The sequence below is a fragment of the Planococcus sp. ISL-109 genome (assembly GCF_018613655.1).
Lineage (GTDB): Bacteria > Bacillota > Bacilli > Bacillales_A > Planococcaceae > Planococcus.
In genome coordinates this window covers 76,053-89,513 of sequence record NZ_JAGGPW010000015.1, presented here as the reverse complement: position 1 = coordinate 89,513, position 13,461 = coordinate 76,053, and the positions used below count along the sequence as shown (strand labels likewise).

Below are 13,461 nucleotides of genomic sequence, written 5' to 3'. Positions count from 1 at the left end.
AAATCAAATGACTACCGACAGTTAGAAGGAGAGATTCATGAGCAAACTAAGGAGGGTTACAGATGAATATTACGACGTCTTTGACGATGAACGCAACACGGCAGCCGAATCTGCCAGCACTAGAGTTTGAAGGACGATCCTACACGTACCGGGAATTGAATGCAGAAGTGAACCGTTTAGCGAATGGTTTGGTAAGGGAAGGGCTTGCTAAGGGAGAGAAAGTTGCCTTATTCATGAAGAACTCGGACGCTTACGCCATCGCTTTTTTTGCGGTATTAAAAGCAGGTGGTGTCGTCGTGCCGGTCAATTATCGGCTGAACGCCGAAGAAGCGGGTTATCTGTTCGGCCAATCGGATGCAGTTTATGTGTTTTGCGACAGCGAATTCGAAACACTCGTGTCAGAAGCGAAAGAATTGGATGATTTATTGCACCAAGTGATCGTCTATCCAGAAGCGGCAGAAGAAGCTCATCTGGGCTGGAATGAAATGCTCGAAGATACCGATTCAGAACCGGAAGTTGAAATCTCACCAGAGGACGACGCGGAAATTCTCTATACATCCGGGACGACCGGACCGCCAAAAGGAGCGCTTTTTGACCATCAGCGCATCGTCAATGTCAGTACGTCTTTTATTCTCGGAACCGGTGTCAACCATGATGACCGTTTGCTTCATGCTGCGCCGTTTTTCCACCCATCTCAGCTTAATCTATTTCTCGTAACAGGCGTCATGCTCGGCGTGCCGCAAACGATTGTGCGTGATTTCAGTGAGAAAGGGGTGCTGGAGGCAATCGAGCGAGACGGCTGCACTGTGTTTTTCGGTATGCCGGATATGTACCACGCGCTTCTCGAAAAACCTGAAAGCGGAACCTATAATCTTAGCTCCATCCGGAAATGCATGTATGGAGCAGAACCGATGCCGCCTGGGCTCGTGGCACGTGCCATGGAATTTTTCGGCCATCAGCAGTTTTACAATCTATGCTTTTTGACTGAAGGCGGTCCGGGCGGGGTTTATCTGCTTCCGAGTGAGCACGCCCATAAAGAAGGAGCCGGCGGAAAGTCGATGTACATGACCCATGTCCGCGTCGTCGATGAAGAAATGAACGACGTCGCAATGGGACAAGTCGGCGAATTTATCATGCGCGGTGAGACGATCATGAAATCGTATTACAATATGCCGGAGGAAACCGCAGAAGCGTTCCGCGACGGCTGGTTGTTGACCGGCGACTTGGCGACGATCGATGAAGACGGCTATATTACGCTCGTCGACCGGAAATCCGACCGTATCATTTCGGCGGGCAATAATATTTATTCGATTGAAATCGAGCAAGTGCTGAAACGCCATCCACAAGTCCAAGAAGTGGCGACGGTCGGCATACCGGAAGAAGAGTGGGGTGAAATCGTCGGAGTCGTCATTGTGCCAAAAGGCGAAGCGCCAATTGATGAAGCCTCACTTTCTGAATACCTGCTCGAGCATTTGCCGAAGCATAAAGCACCGAAGAAATTCAGGTTCGCGGAGGAACTGCCACGCAATGCCTCCGGAAAGATCTTGAAATACCAACTGCGGGAACTGCATATCAGCGAATATACATGGTTCCGTTATACGTTCGTCGAACGCTGAAAAATGGCGCCCCTATCTGCGGGGCGCCATTTTCCTGTGTTATGATGGAACAGAACCCGAATTGAACATGCCAGGAGGATATTAACATGGACAATAACGACATTTTGATCCGGCTGCGCTACGCACTGGACTTGAAAAATAGCGACGTAAAAGAAATCTTCGCACTCGGCGGAGAACAGGTGAAAGCGGTCGAAGTGCCACTGATCTTGACGAAAACCCCAGACGCCGACGCCGAAGAAACGCACGAAGAAAACATGCCGCTCACGAACGACCAATTGGAACGCTTTTTGAATGGCCTGATTACCTTTAACCGTGGCCCGAAACCGGGTGTCTCCGGACCGCCGGAAGTATCAGGGGAGCACATCAACAACTTGGTGCTGAAAAAATTGCGCATCGCTCTCGAACTGACGAGCGAAGACGTGCTCGACCTATGGAAAAAGGCGGGCATCAACGTCTCTAAAGGTGAACTCGGCGCATTCCTGCGAAAAGAAGGCCACAAAAACTACAAAGAGCTCGGCGATCAGCTCATGCGCAACCTCTTAAAAGGCATCACACTCAATTACCGGCCATAATGAAAAGCCGCGGCATCCCATTAAGGGGTGCCGCGGCTTTTGATTTATTATTCGCCGCCACTCGTGTAGCGGTTATCGCCCATCAAATAATTCGAACTGTCCCCGGGCTTCGTATCCGGATGCATCGGCTTGTTATGATACATAGAAGCCCGGCGTTTCCGGTCAATCGCAAACCCAAGCCCCACCACGAAACCGATCGGAACCAGGAAATACCACATGCAATCACTCCTTTTGTTAGTTTGATGTTTAAGGGAAGTGTTTAGCTAGATTTAAGTTTAGTATTAAAAATGAATCGACTGGGAGTTAATATCAGCCCAAAATCCGCAGCACCGCTTGGCGAGGGATGGTTGGACAAGTTAGTGAGATGAGGTGTTCATTAAATGATTCTTCGTCAAACAGCCGTCTTCCGCTTAGGGCATGCCTCTTGCCATGAGCCAAGAAGGACGCTTGTCTCATGGCTTCGGCTAGCTCGTGTGCGCGGTGCGGCTTTTAGATTAGATTCCATTGGAACTTTTGCATGATGCAGCATCTCTGTCGAACCATTTCGTCGGCTGGGTGTTGAATCTTAGTGGTACATGATAGTGGTGGCGACGCTTCATAAGCTGTTCCATTTCATTTTAAGTAGCTGAACAAAGTTGCTCATGCCGGTTTCAGTGCATGATGAAATATACTTCCCTTCTAAAACTGGAGATGAAGCGGAAAGGGGCCGACGCCGGAGGGACTGCGCGGGACAGGCGAGACAAATGTGGCGCGCCCTTTGCGGTACATTGGCTCAACGCCCGCCCCTCGGCAAGCGTGCCCCTTGCAGCGCAATCTCAACCACAACCACTTCATAAAACCCTGAACTACTTTTTATTCGCCTCCACCCACATCATAAATCCGATTAATTAGAAAAAAAGCGCCCCACAAAGGGAACGCTTTTCTATCTATCATGTAATGGACGCTTCGTAGATTTCTTTGATCGCTTTCTCGAGCGATGTATTGAACTGTTCTTCCGACTGATCTGCATTTAAGCCTTCAGATAGTGCACGTGAGAAACTGGCAACTAGGCCTGTGTTCTCCGCGAGTTTCTGGTTCGCTTCTTCGCGCGAATACCCGCCGGACAACGCCACTACACGCACAACTTTCGGATGGTCAATCAGTTCTTTATAGAAATTCGTCAGCGTCGGAATCGTCAGCTTCAGCATGACGTGTTCATTTTCGTCAAGCTTATCAAGGTGGCTGAGGATTTCATCGTTCAGCAAGCTCTCGATGCGCTCTTTGTCCGCGCTATGGATATCCACTTCCGGCTCGATGATCGGCACAAGGCCGGCTGCAATAATTTCTTTCGCCACTTCAAACTGCTGATCGGCCACTTGCTTGATGCCTTCCGGGTTCGCTTCTTTGATGAGTGAACGCATCTTCGTGCCGAACACATTGCGTTCGACCGCGCGCTTCAACAATTCGCCCAAATTCGCATTCGGCTTCATCAATTGAACGCCGTTCTGTTCATCGGCTAAGCCTTTGTCGATTTTCAGGAAAGGCACAACGCCTTTTTCATCCCATAGATAATCACTCGTATATTTGCCTTCAACTTGGCGGTCCATCGTCTGTTCAAAAAGGATGGCACCAATGACATGATCCGACGTGAAAGAAGGAGCGGTCATGACGCGCGTTCTCATTTCGTGGATCAGGTCGTACATTTCGTCTTCATTTGAATAAGCATCTTCGTTAACGCCGTAAAGCTTCAATGTTTTCGGAGTACTGCCGCCGCTTTGGTCTAGCGCAGCGATAAAGCCTTTGCCGTTTTTGATTACCTCAAACTGTTTGGTATTCATTGTCTCAGCTCCTTAGAATAAGAAATTTTGACTCTTTTGGCCTTTCATTGCTAAGTGTACCAATAATCGGATTTTTCATCAAAAAGGATTACAGAATAATTGCGCAGCTTACTTATCAGCAGGGCGGCTGGCGGTTTTTGCTGCTTCAAAGTCGAAGCTGACGCCTGTCAATTGTTCGGACACGCTCCATAATTTCTTCGCAATCGCCTCATCTACTGCAGAAGGGTGAGGAGTGTCGAGTGCCGGGTAGCCTTTGCGACGGCCTTTGCCGGCAGGGCCGATATACTCGCCGCCTGTGAGACCGGGTTCAGTTGCTGCGTGGACAGTTGCGAGTGCACCCATGTCCGGCGGCTGAAGAAAGCGGTTCGCGAAATCGCGCATGACGAGCGGCGCGTCGTACTTGCCGATCTTAAAAATATTGGTCGCCGATACGCCCGGATGGCAAGCGACGCTGATCGTTTGGATGCCGCCCTGTTTCAGTCGCCGGTCGAGTTCTATCGCAAACAGCATATTGGCGAGCTTGCTTTGGTTGTAGAATTTCTTCGCACGGTAGCCTTTCGAGCCGTCCAGATTATCAAAGTCGATTGCCCCGCGGTTATGAGCCAGGCTGCCGAGTGTGATGATGCGCGAATGCGGCGTCTTCGCGAGCAGCGGCAACAGGTGGGCGGTCAGTGCAAAATGGCCGAGGTAGTTGCTGCCGAACTGCAGCTCAAAGCCGTCTTTCGTTTTGCCATAAGGCGGCATCATGATGCCGGCGTTGTTGATTAGGAGATCGAGTGAATGGAAATGCTTTTTGTAATTGTCGGCGAAATGGCGGACGCTCCCGAGATCGGCCAGATCGAGCTTCAATACAGCAACCGTCGCCTCCGGATGGAAGTCGAGGATTTCCCGTTTGGCGGTTTCGCCTTTGACCAAATCACGGACTGCGAGAAGGATCGAGAATCCCCGGCCGGCGAGCATATTGGCCGCTTCCCAGCCGATGCCGCTATTGCCTCCTGTGATGATGGCCATTCTGTGGTGGATGTGCTGCAAAAAATCATCTCCCCTGATAGCATTTGTTCCGCTTTAACGGTCCGTAAGACTCCGACTTGCAGAAGTGGGAGTCTTACGGACCGTTAAAGTCCGATTGGATCAACTAACGATCAGTGGAGATGAAGAAAATTCCGCTGATTGAAGTTTCTCTTAATCTTCAGTCTACCCCATTTAAAGAATGAAACCGCATACATTATGAAAAACCGAAAAATCTTGTGAAAAGGGCATTGAATTGTCTAAATTTTTACACAACAAAGCGTTTCAATGTGTTAAAGTAGTGCAATAATCAAATTCGAGAGGGTGAAAGGGATGGCAAAAAACATCACAGAGCTGGAAAGAGAAGTTGTTGCTAACGAGGTGACGGTTGCAGATATTATGGTCGCCAATCAGGCGCTGAAGGATGTCATCATTCGGACACCCTTGCAGCGCAATGCGATTTTATCCGCACGCTTCGGCTGCAACGTCTATTTGAAACGGGAAGATCAGCAAGTCGTCCGGTCGTTTAAACTGCGAGGTGCGTATAATTTCATCCGCAGCATGACCGAAGAAGAGCGCGCAAAAGGTGTCGTTTGTGCGAGTGCTGGCAATCACGCACAAGGCGTGGCGTATTCTTGCCAGGCGCTCGGCATCGAAGGGAAGATCTTCATGCCGCTCACCACACCAAGCCAAAAAGTTTCGCAGGTTAAGCGCTTCGGCGCTGAGTATGTGGACGTCATTTTAATCGGCGATAGTTTTGACGATGCGTTTGCGGCTGCGATGGACGTTTGTTCAGCAGAAGGCAAGACCTTCGTGCATCCATTTAATAACGGCGCGGTGATCGCGGGACAAGGGACGGTCGCGGTTGAAGTGCTCAACGATATGCAAGAACCCGTCGATTACATGTTTTGTGCGATTGGCGGAGGCGGGTTGGCTTCTGGCGTTGGAACGTATTTGAAGGGCATCAGCCCACAGACAAAACTGATCGGTGTGGAACCTGAGGGCGCAGCAAGCATGAAAGCGTCATTGAAGGAAGGGCGAGTGACGCGGCTCGATACGATTGATACCTTTGTGGACGGTGCAGCAGTCAAGCAAGTCGGCGATTTGTCGATGGCAATCTGCCAGGAGGTGCTCGCTGATATTGTATCGGTTCCAGAAGGGAAAGTGTGTACGACAATTCTCGAGCTGTACAATGAAAACGCCATCGTCGCAGAACCTGCAGGCGCTTTGTCAGTCGCGGCACTCGATTTTTACCGCGATGAAATCCGCGGGAAGAATGTCGTCTGCGTCGTCAGCGGCGGCAATAACGATATTGAGCGGATGCAGGAAATCAAAGAGAAATCCTTGATCTATGAAGGGTTGAAGCATTATTTCATCGTGACATTCCCTCAGCGTGCAGGCGCTCTGCGGAAATTTATGGACGATGTGCTCGGCGAACAGGACGATATCACCCATTTTGAATACACAAAACGCAATAACCGTGAGCATGGCCCTGTCCTTGTGGGTATCGAGTTGAAAGATCCGGCCGATTATGAACCTCTTGTCCAGCGCATGGAGCAAAACGGATTCCCATATAAGGATATAAATAACGATTCGTTGTTGTTCAATTTGTTGATCTGAAAGCTGTTTTGCCTGTTTAGGTTTTTTTCGAGCGGGCAAGGCAGTTTTTTGAGTAGGTGTGAAATTACATTGCTCCCAGTCAGATTGGCATACTAAAAGAATTTATTTTTATCAAAAATAAACAGTTAATTGATAAGAAAATATTATTTTAAATATTCAGGCATTTAGGGTTTACAGGGAATGTTAACTATTGTAGGCTGATACTATCACATCATCTTATACAAAATTGAAATTTCCGAACGGGTTAGCATTTTCGGGAGTGACGGCAAGATGCCAATTGAATGGTGATTTCCGGGCGGGCGATAGACTTGCAAAGCAAGAGTTCTACGCAGTTGGGAACTTAAATATTGGTTGAATGTGACAGACTATAGTGCTGTGCACAGCGCCGGGAGAGTTCCTCTGAATGTTGAGGAGTCTTTTCGGTGCTTTTTTTTAAACGCGCAGGTAAAGGGAGTGACCGCGATGAATGAAAGCGGACAGTTTGTTAAGCAGTTGGGGGACGCTTGGCAAGAGTCAGTACTAAAACAAACTTGCTTAAGTGTGGACGAGGGAAAGATCGCAAGGACGATTCGTTTCCTTGGATACGACAGAGAAGGACGCGCCGTTAACCAAGCGGACATCTGGCTGACGTCAGAGCAGCTGCCACTGTTTATCGATGCCCTCGTTACCTACCCTATGCCATTGCCGACGGATTATTTACAGACGGCCGAACATCAAGACAACGGCTTTCGCGTGCAGATCCGCTCACATGAATCGCCGAAAGTGTTTATGGCAAGGCTGTTTGCTGCACTGGGCTGTTTCGAGCAAACAGCTTAAATTTTGAACTCAGGTGGAAGGCGGTAGATTAAAATGGATAATCGGAGTGACCTGATTAAATTGGGTGATGAAGACGTTTACCTGATCCTGTACTTGTGGAAAGTCAAAGGCTATAGCTCGCCAGAATTGATGCAGCAGTTTAGCATTAGCCGCGAATCGCTGGATGACTTGCTCGATGGACATGTGCGGAAAGATTGCTATAAAGGGTTCAACCAAATTGAAAAATACTTAGTCGAGACACATTAAGCGCAAAGTATTTTGAAAGGGAGTGTTCAATATGGGGGAAAACGAAGAGGTGACAACGATCAGCGCAAGTTTTGCTGGGAGCTATGAGCGATATATCAAAGGGTACCGCGAATACAAAGCCGATTGCAGGCAGCATCCTGATGAGGAGGGTGAGCGCTATGACAACAGCCCACGAGTTGAGAAAGCTCAGTGATGAAGCCGTTTACACCATCTTGTATTTCTATCATATTGAAGAATTTCCTGCCGCGTATTTGGGGACTAAATACGGCGTCAGCCTGTTGACGATCGAAGGAATCGCCAAAGGGCATTACCGGCCGAAATGTTACGAAAATTTCGTGATCGTCGAAAGCACTCTCGAGCGGCGTCTGAAAAAGCAAGCTGAAATCCAATAACCCCTTAAAATCTATATTCAAAAAAACCGGAAATCATTCGAAGTTGAATGATTTCCGGTTTTTCGCATGCTCTTTATTTTACGGCATCCAACAGGTCGCCGTAGCCTTGTGCTTCCAACTCATCTACTGGAACGAAACGCAATGCGGCACTGTTCATGCAATAGCGGAGTCCGCCAGCGTCTTCCGGCCCGTCGGCGAAGACATGTCCTAAATGGCTATCGCCTGCGCGGCTCCTCACTTCGGTCCGAACTGAAAATAGGGAGCGGTCTTCGTGTTCAGTGACGACAGCAGGATCGATCGGTTTGGTGAAACTCGGCCAGCCGGTTTTGGAATCGTATTTGTCTGTAGAGGAGAACAGCGGCTCGCCCGTTACGACATCGACATAAATTCCGGGTTCGTAATGGGCGTCATACTCATTATCGAAAGCTGGCTCCGTGCCGTCTTCCTGGGTGATGCGGTACTGCTCGTCTGTCAGCATTGCCCGCAGTTCCGCTTCATCCGGTTTTGGATAATCGAGCGGGTCGATTGCCAGTGGGATTTCCTGCTCTTCAAGACTACTGAAGTCTACGTGGCAATAACCGTCCGGGTTTTTCTCCAAGTAATCCTGGTGGTAAGTTTCCGCCAAATAATAATGGGTGAGCGGCTCCACTTCGGTGACAATCGGTTTATCGTATTTTTTTTGCTGCTCGGCAATGACGCCATGAATGGCACTTATGGCTGCAGGGTCATCATAGAAAATAGCGGTCCTATATTGCGTGCCGCGGTCGTTTCCTTGGCGGTTCAGAATCGTCGGGTCGATGATGAGGAAATAACGGTCGAGCAGCTCTTCTAAAGTCACGCGCTCTGGATCGTAGCGCAGGTGAACCGTTTCGGCATAGCCGGTATCGCCTGTCAGCACTTCTTCATACGTAGGATTTTCTGTTGTTCCCCCAGCATAGCCGGACGTCACATCATAGACGCCGTAAATGCGTGCCATATAGGCTTCGACGCCCCAGAAACAGCCGCCGGCAAACCAGATGTCTTCCAAGTTTTCCGTATCGAATGCCAATTCTTCATTCGGATTGTCAGGAAAGCGCGATTCCGTAGAAGAGCTGGAAGGTGAGTCGGTAATGGCTGGACTTGAACAGCCCATCAGCAGCAAAAGCATAAGTAAGGGTAAAAAAACGTTCTTCATTGACTGTTCCGCCTTTCTAGCGAATCAAGTTCATCAATTCGAGGACTTCAGAGTTGGTCACATGACCGGTGCGTTTTTCGGTGAGTCGGCTGTCGGATCCAATCTACACAAAGCTTGGATAGCCGTCCATTTCAAATGGTACATATACACCGCCTCCTGCATCGAGCGGGATCAGGAGAATCGCAAGAAGGAGCAATCGGTATAGTTGTTTCATGGTGATCATCCTTCCGGAGAAAAGGTAAGGAAAGCGGCATTTTCTTGCATGAATTGCTAGCTATTCGAGATATTCCCTAAATAGGTCCTCTTGAATCCTGTAACTGGTGCTGTAGATGGAATAATTGGGTGCAAAGACGGGTACACGTATAGCATCGACGAAATGTGGGAGCGGTTTAATGGACAGAGAAACGAAATTGTCAGGCTTTGCCTTTATTGTATTGCTCATAGGGATTGGGCTTGCGGCATTATTTATTGTATTATTTGCAGAACTGGCGGACGAGATGCTTGAGCAGGAACTGGGCCTTTTTGATGCTGTCATTATCCAACTGTTGGGAGTAATCGGGAGCAGCGGAATGGATATGTTCATGTTCATCATCACTGAACTCGGATCTGTCTGGTTTCTAGTGTTGATGTCGATCGGCGTATTGTGGATATTGGCTGTAAGGATGCAGGACAAATGGGGCGTCTTGTTCTTTTTTGTCGCAATTGGCGGCGGATCGCTGTTGACGATATTATTGAAGCATCTCTTTAGCCGTGAACGCCCGGGAATCAATGAAGCAATCGATGCGGTCGGCTATAGTTTTCCAAGTGGCCATTCGATGGGCTCGCTTATTTTCTATGGATTTTTGATGTATTTGGTCATCCGTACGCAACAAAAGCCGTGGCTGCAATGGGTATCAGTTTTCGGACTCGGCTTGCTGATCGTGCTGATCGGCATCAGCCGGATATATCTCGGCGCCCATTTCCCTAGTGATGTATTAGCGGGTTATATCGCCGGAACGATTTGGCTCGTCTTGAGCCTGATAGCGCTTGAATGGATACAGTGGCAGCAGCGCAGCCCGGTTCCGCCGGTAGAAGCGTTACGAAAAGTATTGGCGCCAGTTTACCGGGCTGTCCTGAATAAGTTTTGAGTAATCAAGCTGCCGGTTATGCCGGCAGCTTTTTAGAAATGGGGAAACGATGAACTGCCTTATTTTATTGAAGAAGGAATGTCCGGCGCTAATGAATGCAGGGATTCCGATCAGCTTAATTGTGTGGATTGCCCTACTAGTAGTGCTTATTTTCATCTTAGTTTTGTTTTTCTGCAAGTGCAAGAATTAATATCTGAAAAATCTAACGATTTTCTGGTGTTTTGAATAATAGGGGCGTATGATCAAAGAAAAAGGAGGTGTCCTTGAGATGAGCGGCATCGTCGGGTTGTTACCAATGCTTGTTTTCGGTGGAATTGCTGTTGTCATCATCGGGATGGTATTCTCATTCAAGAATTGGACACATTAACGAAAAGCGTGAAATGAGCTTTCAAGGAGTCCCGCACAGGTAAGACGGGTGCGGGATTTTCTTGTGCGGAAAAAGGGATTTCCCTGTCTTTGCCGAATGAAAATAATTAAGAGAAAGAATTTGGATGGTAGGGCGGGAGATTGGATGGATGAAATGAAGTCAGGGGCTTTTATAATCGGCGGGGTGGCACTTTTATTGGTGCTGCTCGGACTTTACATGCTGCAGGGAAAAGGCGCATTTTTGATCGCCGGCTATAATACGATGCCCAAAAAAGAAAAAGCGAAATATGATGGGCCCGCCATGGCTCGGTTTGTCGGAAAATTATTGTTTGCTTTGGCATTCAGCATGCTGTTTTGGTTTGCGGGCATGCTACTTGAGAAAAGCTGGATGTTCTATATCGGCGTCGCGCTGTTTCTCGGTTTTACCGGATTTGCGCTGATCTATATGAATACAGGCGGACGTTTCCGCAAAGAACAAGGGCATGCTGAACAAAAGAAAATCAAAAAAAAGTGAAACGATAGGGAAATCCCCATTGCTTCACTTGTTTTTTTCACTGATCACTCGTCCGCTGCGTCCTAGCGCATAATAAATTCCGTGCTGCAGACTTTGTAAAGCTTCGAATTTCGATAAGTCCTGCCTCGTGCTGGTGATGATTATGGCAAGTTCGGGAGAGACGCCGACAAGAATCGTTTCCGTCCCGAGCAAACGTGCTGCGGCAGCGAGTTTATCGATCAACTGAGCAGTATGTTCTGAAATGTTCCGGTTTAAACCAGTCAAATCAAGCAGCAGAAACTCTGCTTGGTGTTTCGGCAACTCAATTAATGTGTTGGTGATCAAATCTTCCGTGCGGTCCTCATCGTAGCTTCCGATCATCGGCACGACGATGATGCCTTCGAGTACCGGAATCATCGGGGAGGAAAGCTCGCGCACAAGTGTTTGCAGCATTTTCGTTTTCTCATCGACCATTTCTTCAAGCCGGCGAATTTGCTTGTCTTCTCGCCTTCTCGCAAGTTCACGGATGTTTTGCTGGACCGTTACATCCGATGGGTAATATTCGACGATGCTGTAAGGCTCTTCGTCATTTTGGTAGCGGAGCGTCCGGTACCAGAAGTTCCGTCCGAACAAACCCGTTAATACCCCGGCATAATGTGATGGAACGAAAATCCCTTTGGTGCCTTTATGGTTCAACTGATTCATCTTGAACTCCCAGTCATCCTGGATGTGCATCGTGAACGTGTATTGTTCAGTATCCATCTGGACAATCGCGACTTTGCCCCAGCCGGCCGATGCATACGTATTGGAAATCCATTCGACGATATTGTTGGCGTCGATGCTTTTCAAATCCCGGAATCCTTCGCCGACGACAATGCCTTGCCTGAAGCCTGTCGTCTCGAGCACTAATTGTGTGGCTTCCGTCCCGGTGATTTCCCGGATGGTGTCGAAAAAGGTTTCCATGGCGGATACCCAAAAAAACACGACGTCGCCTCCATCAAAAAGCACTTGTCCTGTTTCCAAATCCCACTTCAATTCAGCTGCGCCGACTTTGATTTCTTTTTTCATTGCCTTGTCCTCCGCTTCCATCTATATATGTTGAACTAAAGAAACATCAGTGAATTACCACTAATACTTGAACACTAACAATTTGCGAACAAACAAACAGATATGGAGCAAAACTACGGAGAAAACCGTACTGCTCCCACAGTGCGGCGCATCTGCCGTGCAGATGTGGGAGCACACGGTTTTCGCAGCGACTGAGGAGGCTTTGGCGCTCACCCGCAGGAAATGAATAAGCGAAGGGAAGCTGAGCAAAGCTTTTCTCGGAGTGGTTTTGCGGAATATCTACAGTGGAAATTTATTAGTTCAACTTATTATAGATAAACATTCCTGCAAGTTGCGAGCAGTTGCTTTAAGTATTCCCTGACTGGCTGAGAAGTATGCATATATTGAGCAGACTCAGTTACACACAAGAAAAAAGCCTGGAAATTATTTCCGGGCTTTTGAGTCATCGTAAAATGTTAAGGCCGCTATGCTGTTGTCTTTCATGAAATAGCCGTGGCAATGCATGAGCCGCTCGCGCAATTGGTCGGACACGCGAAGCGAGTCGTAAGCGCAGACAGAAATGACTTGAGCTTTCGGAATGGAGCGGTCGATTTCTGATTCATAAATGATGATTTTCTCTTCGATATTTTCTTGGGTGCCCCATTCAATATGGCCCCACGTGCGGCAGTAACGGCCGTCGGCAGTAAAAGATCCAACGATTTTTTCGAAGTATTCCAAAATGGCTTCGGGATGGAAATTTCCCTTCCGCCAATAAAAGTCGAAGTTGTTGACGTAATGGATCAAGTCCAATTCGTCTGCACTTAAAACCTGTTGCAGCTCTTTTTGGATGCGGGGATAAATCCTGGGGTTTTCAACCATTAGCACACGGTCGCCTTGTCGGACGCCATCGGCAATATAAGATACTGCATTTGCTATGTAAAGATCCGTTTGTTCAGTGAGGTAAAAAATGTGTGCGCCTTCAGCTCGGCGCAGGCTTTCAGTGAAATTGATCATTTCTTGGTTCATCTTGTTCCTCCCTGAAGATGATTAGTCGCTCTGTTCATCTAGTTCATATGGCAGTGTGGCATAGTAGGATAAGGCATATACGCATAGCAACAAAGAATCGAGCAAAAGCATATTTTTATAGTATATACTATAAACGATTTC

15 protein-coding genes are annotated in these 13,461 nt (G+C 48.2%); 9 read left to right on the top strand and 6 right to left on the bottom strand.

Annotated elements, in window-relative coordinates; translation table 11 throughout:
* The first annotated feature begins 62 nt into the window (after positions 1-62).
* Positions 63-1,616, top strand: a complete 1,554-nt coding sequence (locus tag J7E21_RS11770; protein ID WP_215107914.1) for a class I adenylate-forming enzyme family protein — start codon at positions 63-65, stop codon at positions 1,614-1,616.
* Between the two features lie 86 nt (positions 1,617-1,702).
* On the top strand, positions 1,703-2,188 hold the full coding sequence (locus J7E21_RS11765) for a YehS family protein (protein WP_215107912.1): 486 nt from the start codon (positions 1,703-1,705) through the stop codon (positions 2,186-2,188).
* 47 nt (positions 2,189-2,235) lie between these two features.
* Here J7E21_RS11765 and J7E21_RS11760 read toward each other — a convergent pair whose 3' ends face one another.
* From J7E21_RS11760 to J7E21_RS11750, 3 genes are all read right to left on the bottom strand, one after another.
* Entirely contained in the window at positions 2,236-2,406 is a 171-nt protein-coding gene (locus J7E21_RS11760) for a hypothetical protein (protein ID WP_215107910.1), read from the bottom strand.
* Positions 2,407-3,117: 711 nt separating this feature from the next.
* Positions 3,118-4,005, bottom strand: a complete 888-nt coding sequence (locus J7E21_RS11755; protein WP_215107908.1) for a fructose bisphosphate aldolase — start codon at positions 4,003-4,005, stop codon at positions 3,118-3,120.
* Positions 4,006-4,113: 108 nt separating this feature from the next.
* Positions 4,114-5,016 carry an oxidoreductase gene (locus J7E21_RS11750; protein ID WP_215108024.1) on the bottom strand — a complete coding sequence of 301 codons (903 nt, stop codon included), beginning with the start codon at positions 5,014-5,016 and terminating at the stop codon, positions 4,114-4,116.
* A 330-nt stretch (positions 5,017-5,346) separates the two neighbouring features.
* Here J7E21_RS11750 and ilvA point away from each other — a divergent pair, with 330 nt between their 5' ends.
* The 4 genes from ilvA (at position 5,347) to J7E21_RS11730 (ending at position 8,087) form a co-directional block, all read left to right on the top strand.
* The gene (gene ilvA, locus J7E21_RS11745; protein ID WP_215107907.1) at positions 5,347-6,633 is read left to right on the top strand and encodes a threonine ammonia-lyase IlvA; all 1,287 of its coding nucleotides are present in this window, start codon (positions 5,347-5,349) and stop codon (positions 6,631-6,633) included.
* A gap of 462 nt (positions 6,634-7,095) precedes the next feature.
* Positions 7,096-7,449, top strand: coding sequence for a hypothetical protein (locus J7E21_RS11740; RefSeq protein WP_215107905.1), 354 nt, complete (start codon positions 7,096-7,098; stop codon positions 7,447-7,449).
* Between the two features lie 33 nt (positions 7,450-7,482).
* Complete coding sequence (locus tag J7E21_RS11735) at positions 7,483-7,695, top strand: hypothetical protein (RefSeq protein ID WP_215107903.1); 213 nt, start codon at positions 7,483-7,485, stop codon at positions 7,693-7,695.
* Between the two features lie 158 nt (positions 7,696-7,853).
* A complete protein-coding gene (locus J7E21_RS11730) occupies positions 7,854-8,087 on the top strand; it encodes a hypothetical protein (RefSeq protein WP_215107901.1) in 234 nt (77 codons plus the stop codon).
* Positions 8,088-8,160: 73 nt separating this feature from the next.
* Here J7E21_RS11730 and msrB read toward each other — a convergent pair whose 3' ends face one another.
* The gene (gene msrB, locus J7E21_RS11725) at positions 8,161-9,261 is read right to left on the bottom strand and encodes a peptide-methionine (R)-S-oxide reductase MsrB (protein WP_215107898.1); all 1,101 of its coding nucleotides are present in this window, start codon (positions 9,259-9,261) and stop codon (positions 8,161-8,163) included.
* Between the two features lie 392 nt (positions 9,262-9,653).
* On the opposite strand from msrB, the gene J7E21_RS11720 reads away from it, so the two are divergent.
* The 3 genes from J7E21_RS11720 to J7E21_RS11715 all read left to right on the top strand — a co-directional run bounded on the left by J7E21_RS11720 (position 9,654) and on the right by J7E21_RS11715 (position 11,268).
* Positions 9,654-10,388 carry a phosphatase PAP2 family protein gene (locus J7E21_RS11720; protein WP_215107877.1) on the top strand — a complete coding sequence of 245 codons (735 nt, stop codon included), beginning with the start codon at positions 9,654-9,656 and terminating at the stop codon, positions 10,386-10,388.
* Positions 10,389-10,626: 238 nt separating this feature from the next.
* Complete coding sequence (locus tag J7E21_RS16440) at positions 10,627-10,755, top strand: hypothetical protein (protein ID WP_285228749.1); 129 nt, start codon at positions 10,627-10,629, stop codon at positions 10,753-10,755.
* Between the two features lie 144 nt (positions 10,756-10,899).
* A complete protein-coding gene (locus J7E21_RS11715; protein ID WP_251047968.1) occupies positions 10,900-11,268 on the top strand; it encodes a DUF3784 domain-containing protein in 369 nt (122 codons plus the stop codon).
* 24 nt (positions 11,269-11,292) lie between these two features.
* Here J7E21_RS11715 and J7E21_RS11710 read toward each other — a convergent pair whose 3' ends face one another.
* The gene (locus J7E21_RS11710) at positions 11,293-12,315 is read right to left on the bottom strand and encodes an STAS domain-containing protein (protein WP_215107875.1); all 1,023 of its coding nucleotides are present in this window, start codon (positions 12,313-12,315) and stop codon (positions 11,293-11,295) included.
* A 423-nt stretch (positions 12,316-12,738) separates the two neighbouring features.
* The gene (locus J7E21_RS11705; protein WP_215107873.1) at positions 12,739-13,320 is read right to left on the bottom strand and encodes an MEDS domain-containing protein; all 582 of its coding nucleotides are present in this window, start codon (positions 13,318-13,320) and stop codon (positions 12,739-12,741) included.
* Positions 13,321-13,461 lie beyond the last annotated feature (141 nt).

Bases quoted from the DNA above. Each gene is read 5' to 3' on its own strand.
- J7E21_RS11740 (WP_215107905.1), top strand. From the start codon at position 7,096: ATGAATGAAAGCGGACAGTTTGTTAAGCAGTTGGGGGACGCTTGGCAA.
- J7E21_RS16440 (WP_285228749.1), top strand. From the start codon at position 10,627: ATGATCAAAGAAAAAGGAGGTGTCCTTGAGATGAGCGGCATCGTCGGG.
- J7E21_RS11730 (WP_215107901.1), top strand. From the start codon at position 7,854: ATGACAACAGCCCACGAGTTGAGAAAGCTCAGTGATGAAGCCGTTTAC.
- J7E21_RS11710 (WP_215107875.1), bottom strand. From the start codon at position 12,315: ATGAAAAAAGAAATCAAAGTCGGCGCAGCTGAATTGAAGTGGGATTTG.
- J7E21_RS11755 (WP_215107908.1), bottom strand. From the start codon at position 4,005: ATGAATACCAAACAGTTTGAGGTAATCAAAAACGGCAAAGGCTTTATC.
- J7E21_RS11760 (WP_215107910.1), bottom strand. From the start codon at position 2,406: ATGTGGTATTTCCTGGTTCCGATCGGTTTCGTGGTGGGGCTTGGGTTT.
- J7E21_RS11735 (WP_215107903.1), top strand. From the start codon at position 7,483: ATGGATAATCGGAGTGACCTGATTAAATTGGGTGATGAAGACGTTTAC.
- msrB (WP_215107898.1), bottom strand. From the start codon at position 9,261: ATGAAGAACGTTTTTTTACCCTTACTTATGCTTTTGCTGCTGATGGGC.
- J7E21_RS11715 (WP_251047968.1), top strand. From the start codon at position 10,900: ATGGATGAAATGAAGTCAGGGGCTTTTATAATCGGCGGGGTGGCACTT.
- J7E21_RS11750 (WP_215108024.1), bottom strand. From the start codon at position 5,016: ATGGCCATCATCACAGGAGGCAATAGCGGCATCGGCTGGGAAGCGGCC.
- J7E21_RS11770 (WP_215107914.1), top strand. From the start codon at position 63: ATGAATATTACGACGTCTTTGACGATGAACGCAACACGGCAGCCGAAT.
- J7E21_RS11705 (WP_215107873.1), bottom strand. From the start codon at position 13,320: ATGAACCAAGAAATGATCAATTTCACTGAAAGCCTGCGCCGAGCTGAA.
- ilvA (WP_215107907.1), top strand. From the start codon at position 5,347: ATGGCAAAAAACATCACAGAGCTGGAAAGAGAAGTTGTTGCTAACGAG.
- J7E21_RS11765 (WP_215107912.1), top strand. From the start codon at position 1,703: ATGGACAATAACGACATTTTGATCCGGCTGCGCTACGCACTGGACTTG.
- J7E21_RS11720 (WP_215107877.1), top strand. From the start codon at position 9,654: ATGGACAGAGAAACGAAATTGTCAGGCTTTGCCTTTATTGTATTGCTC.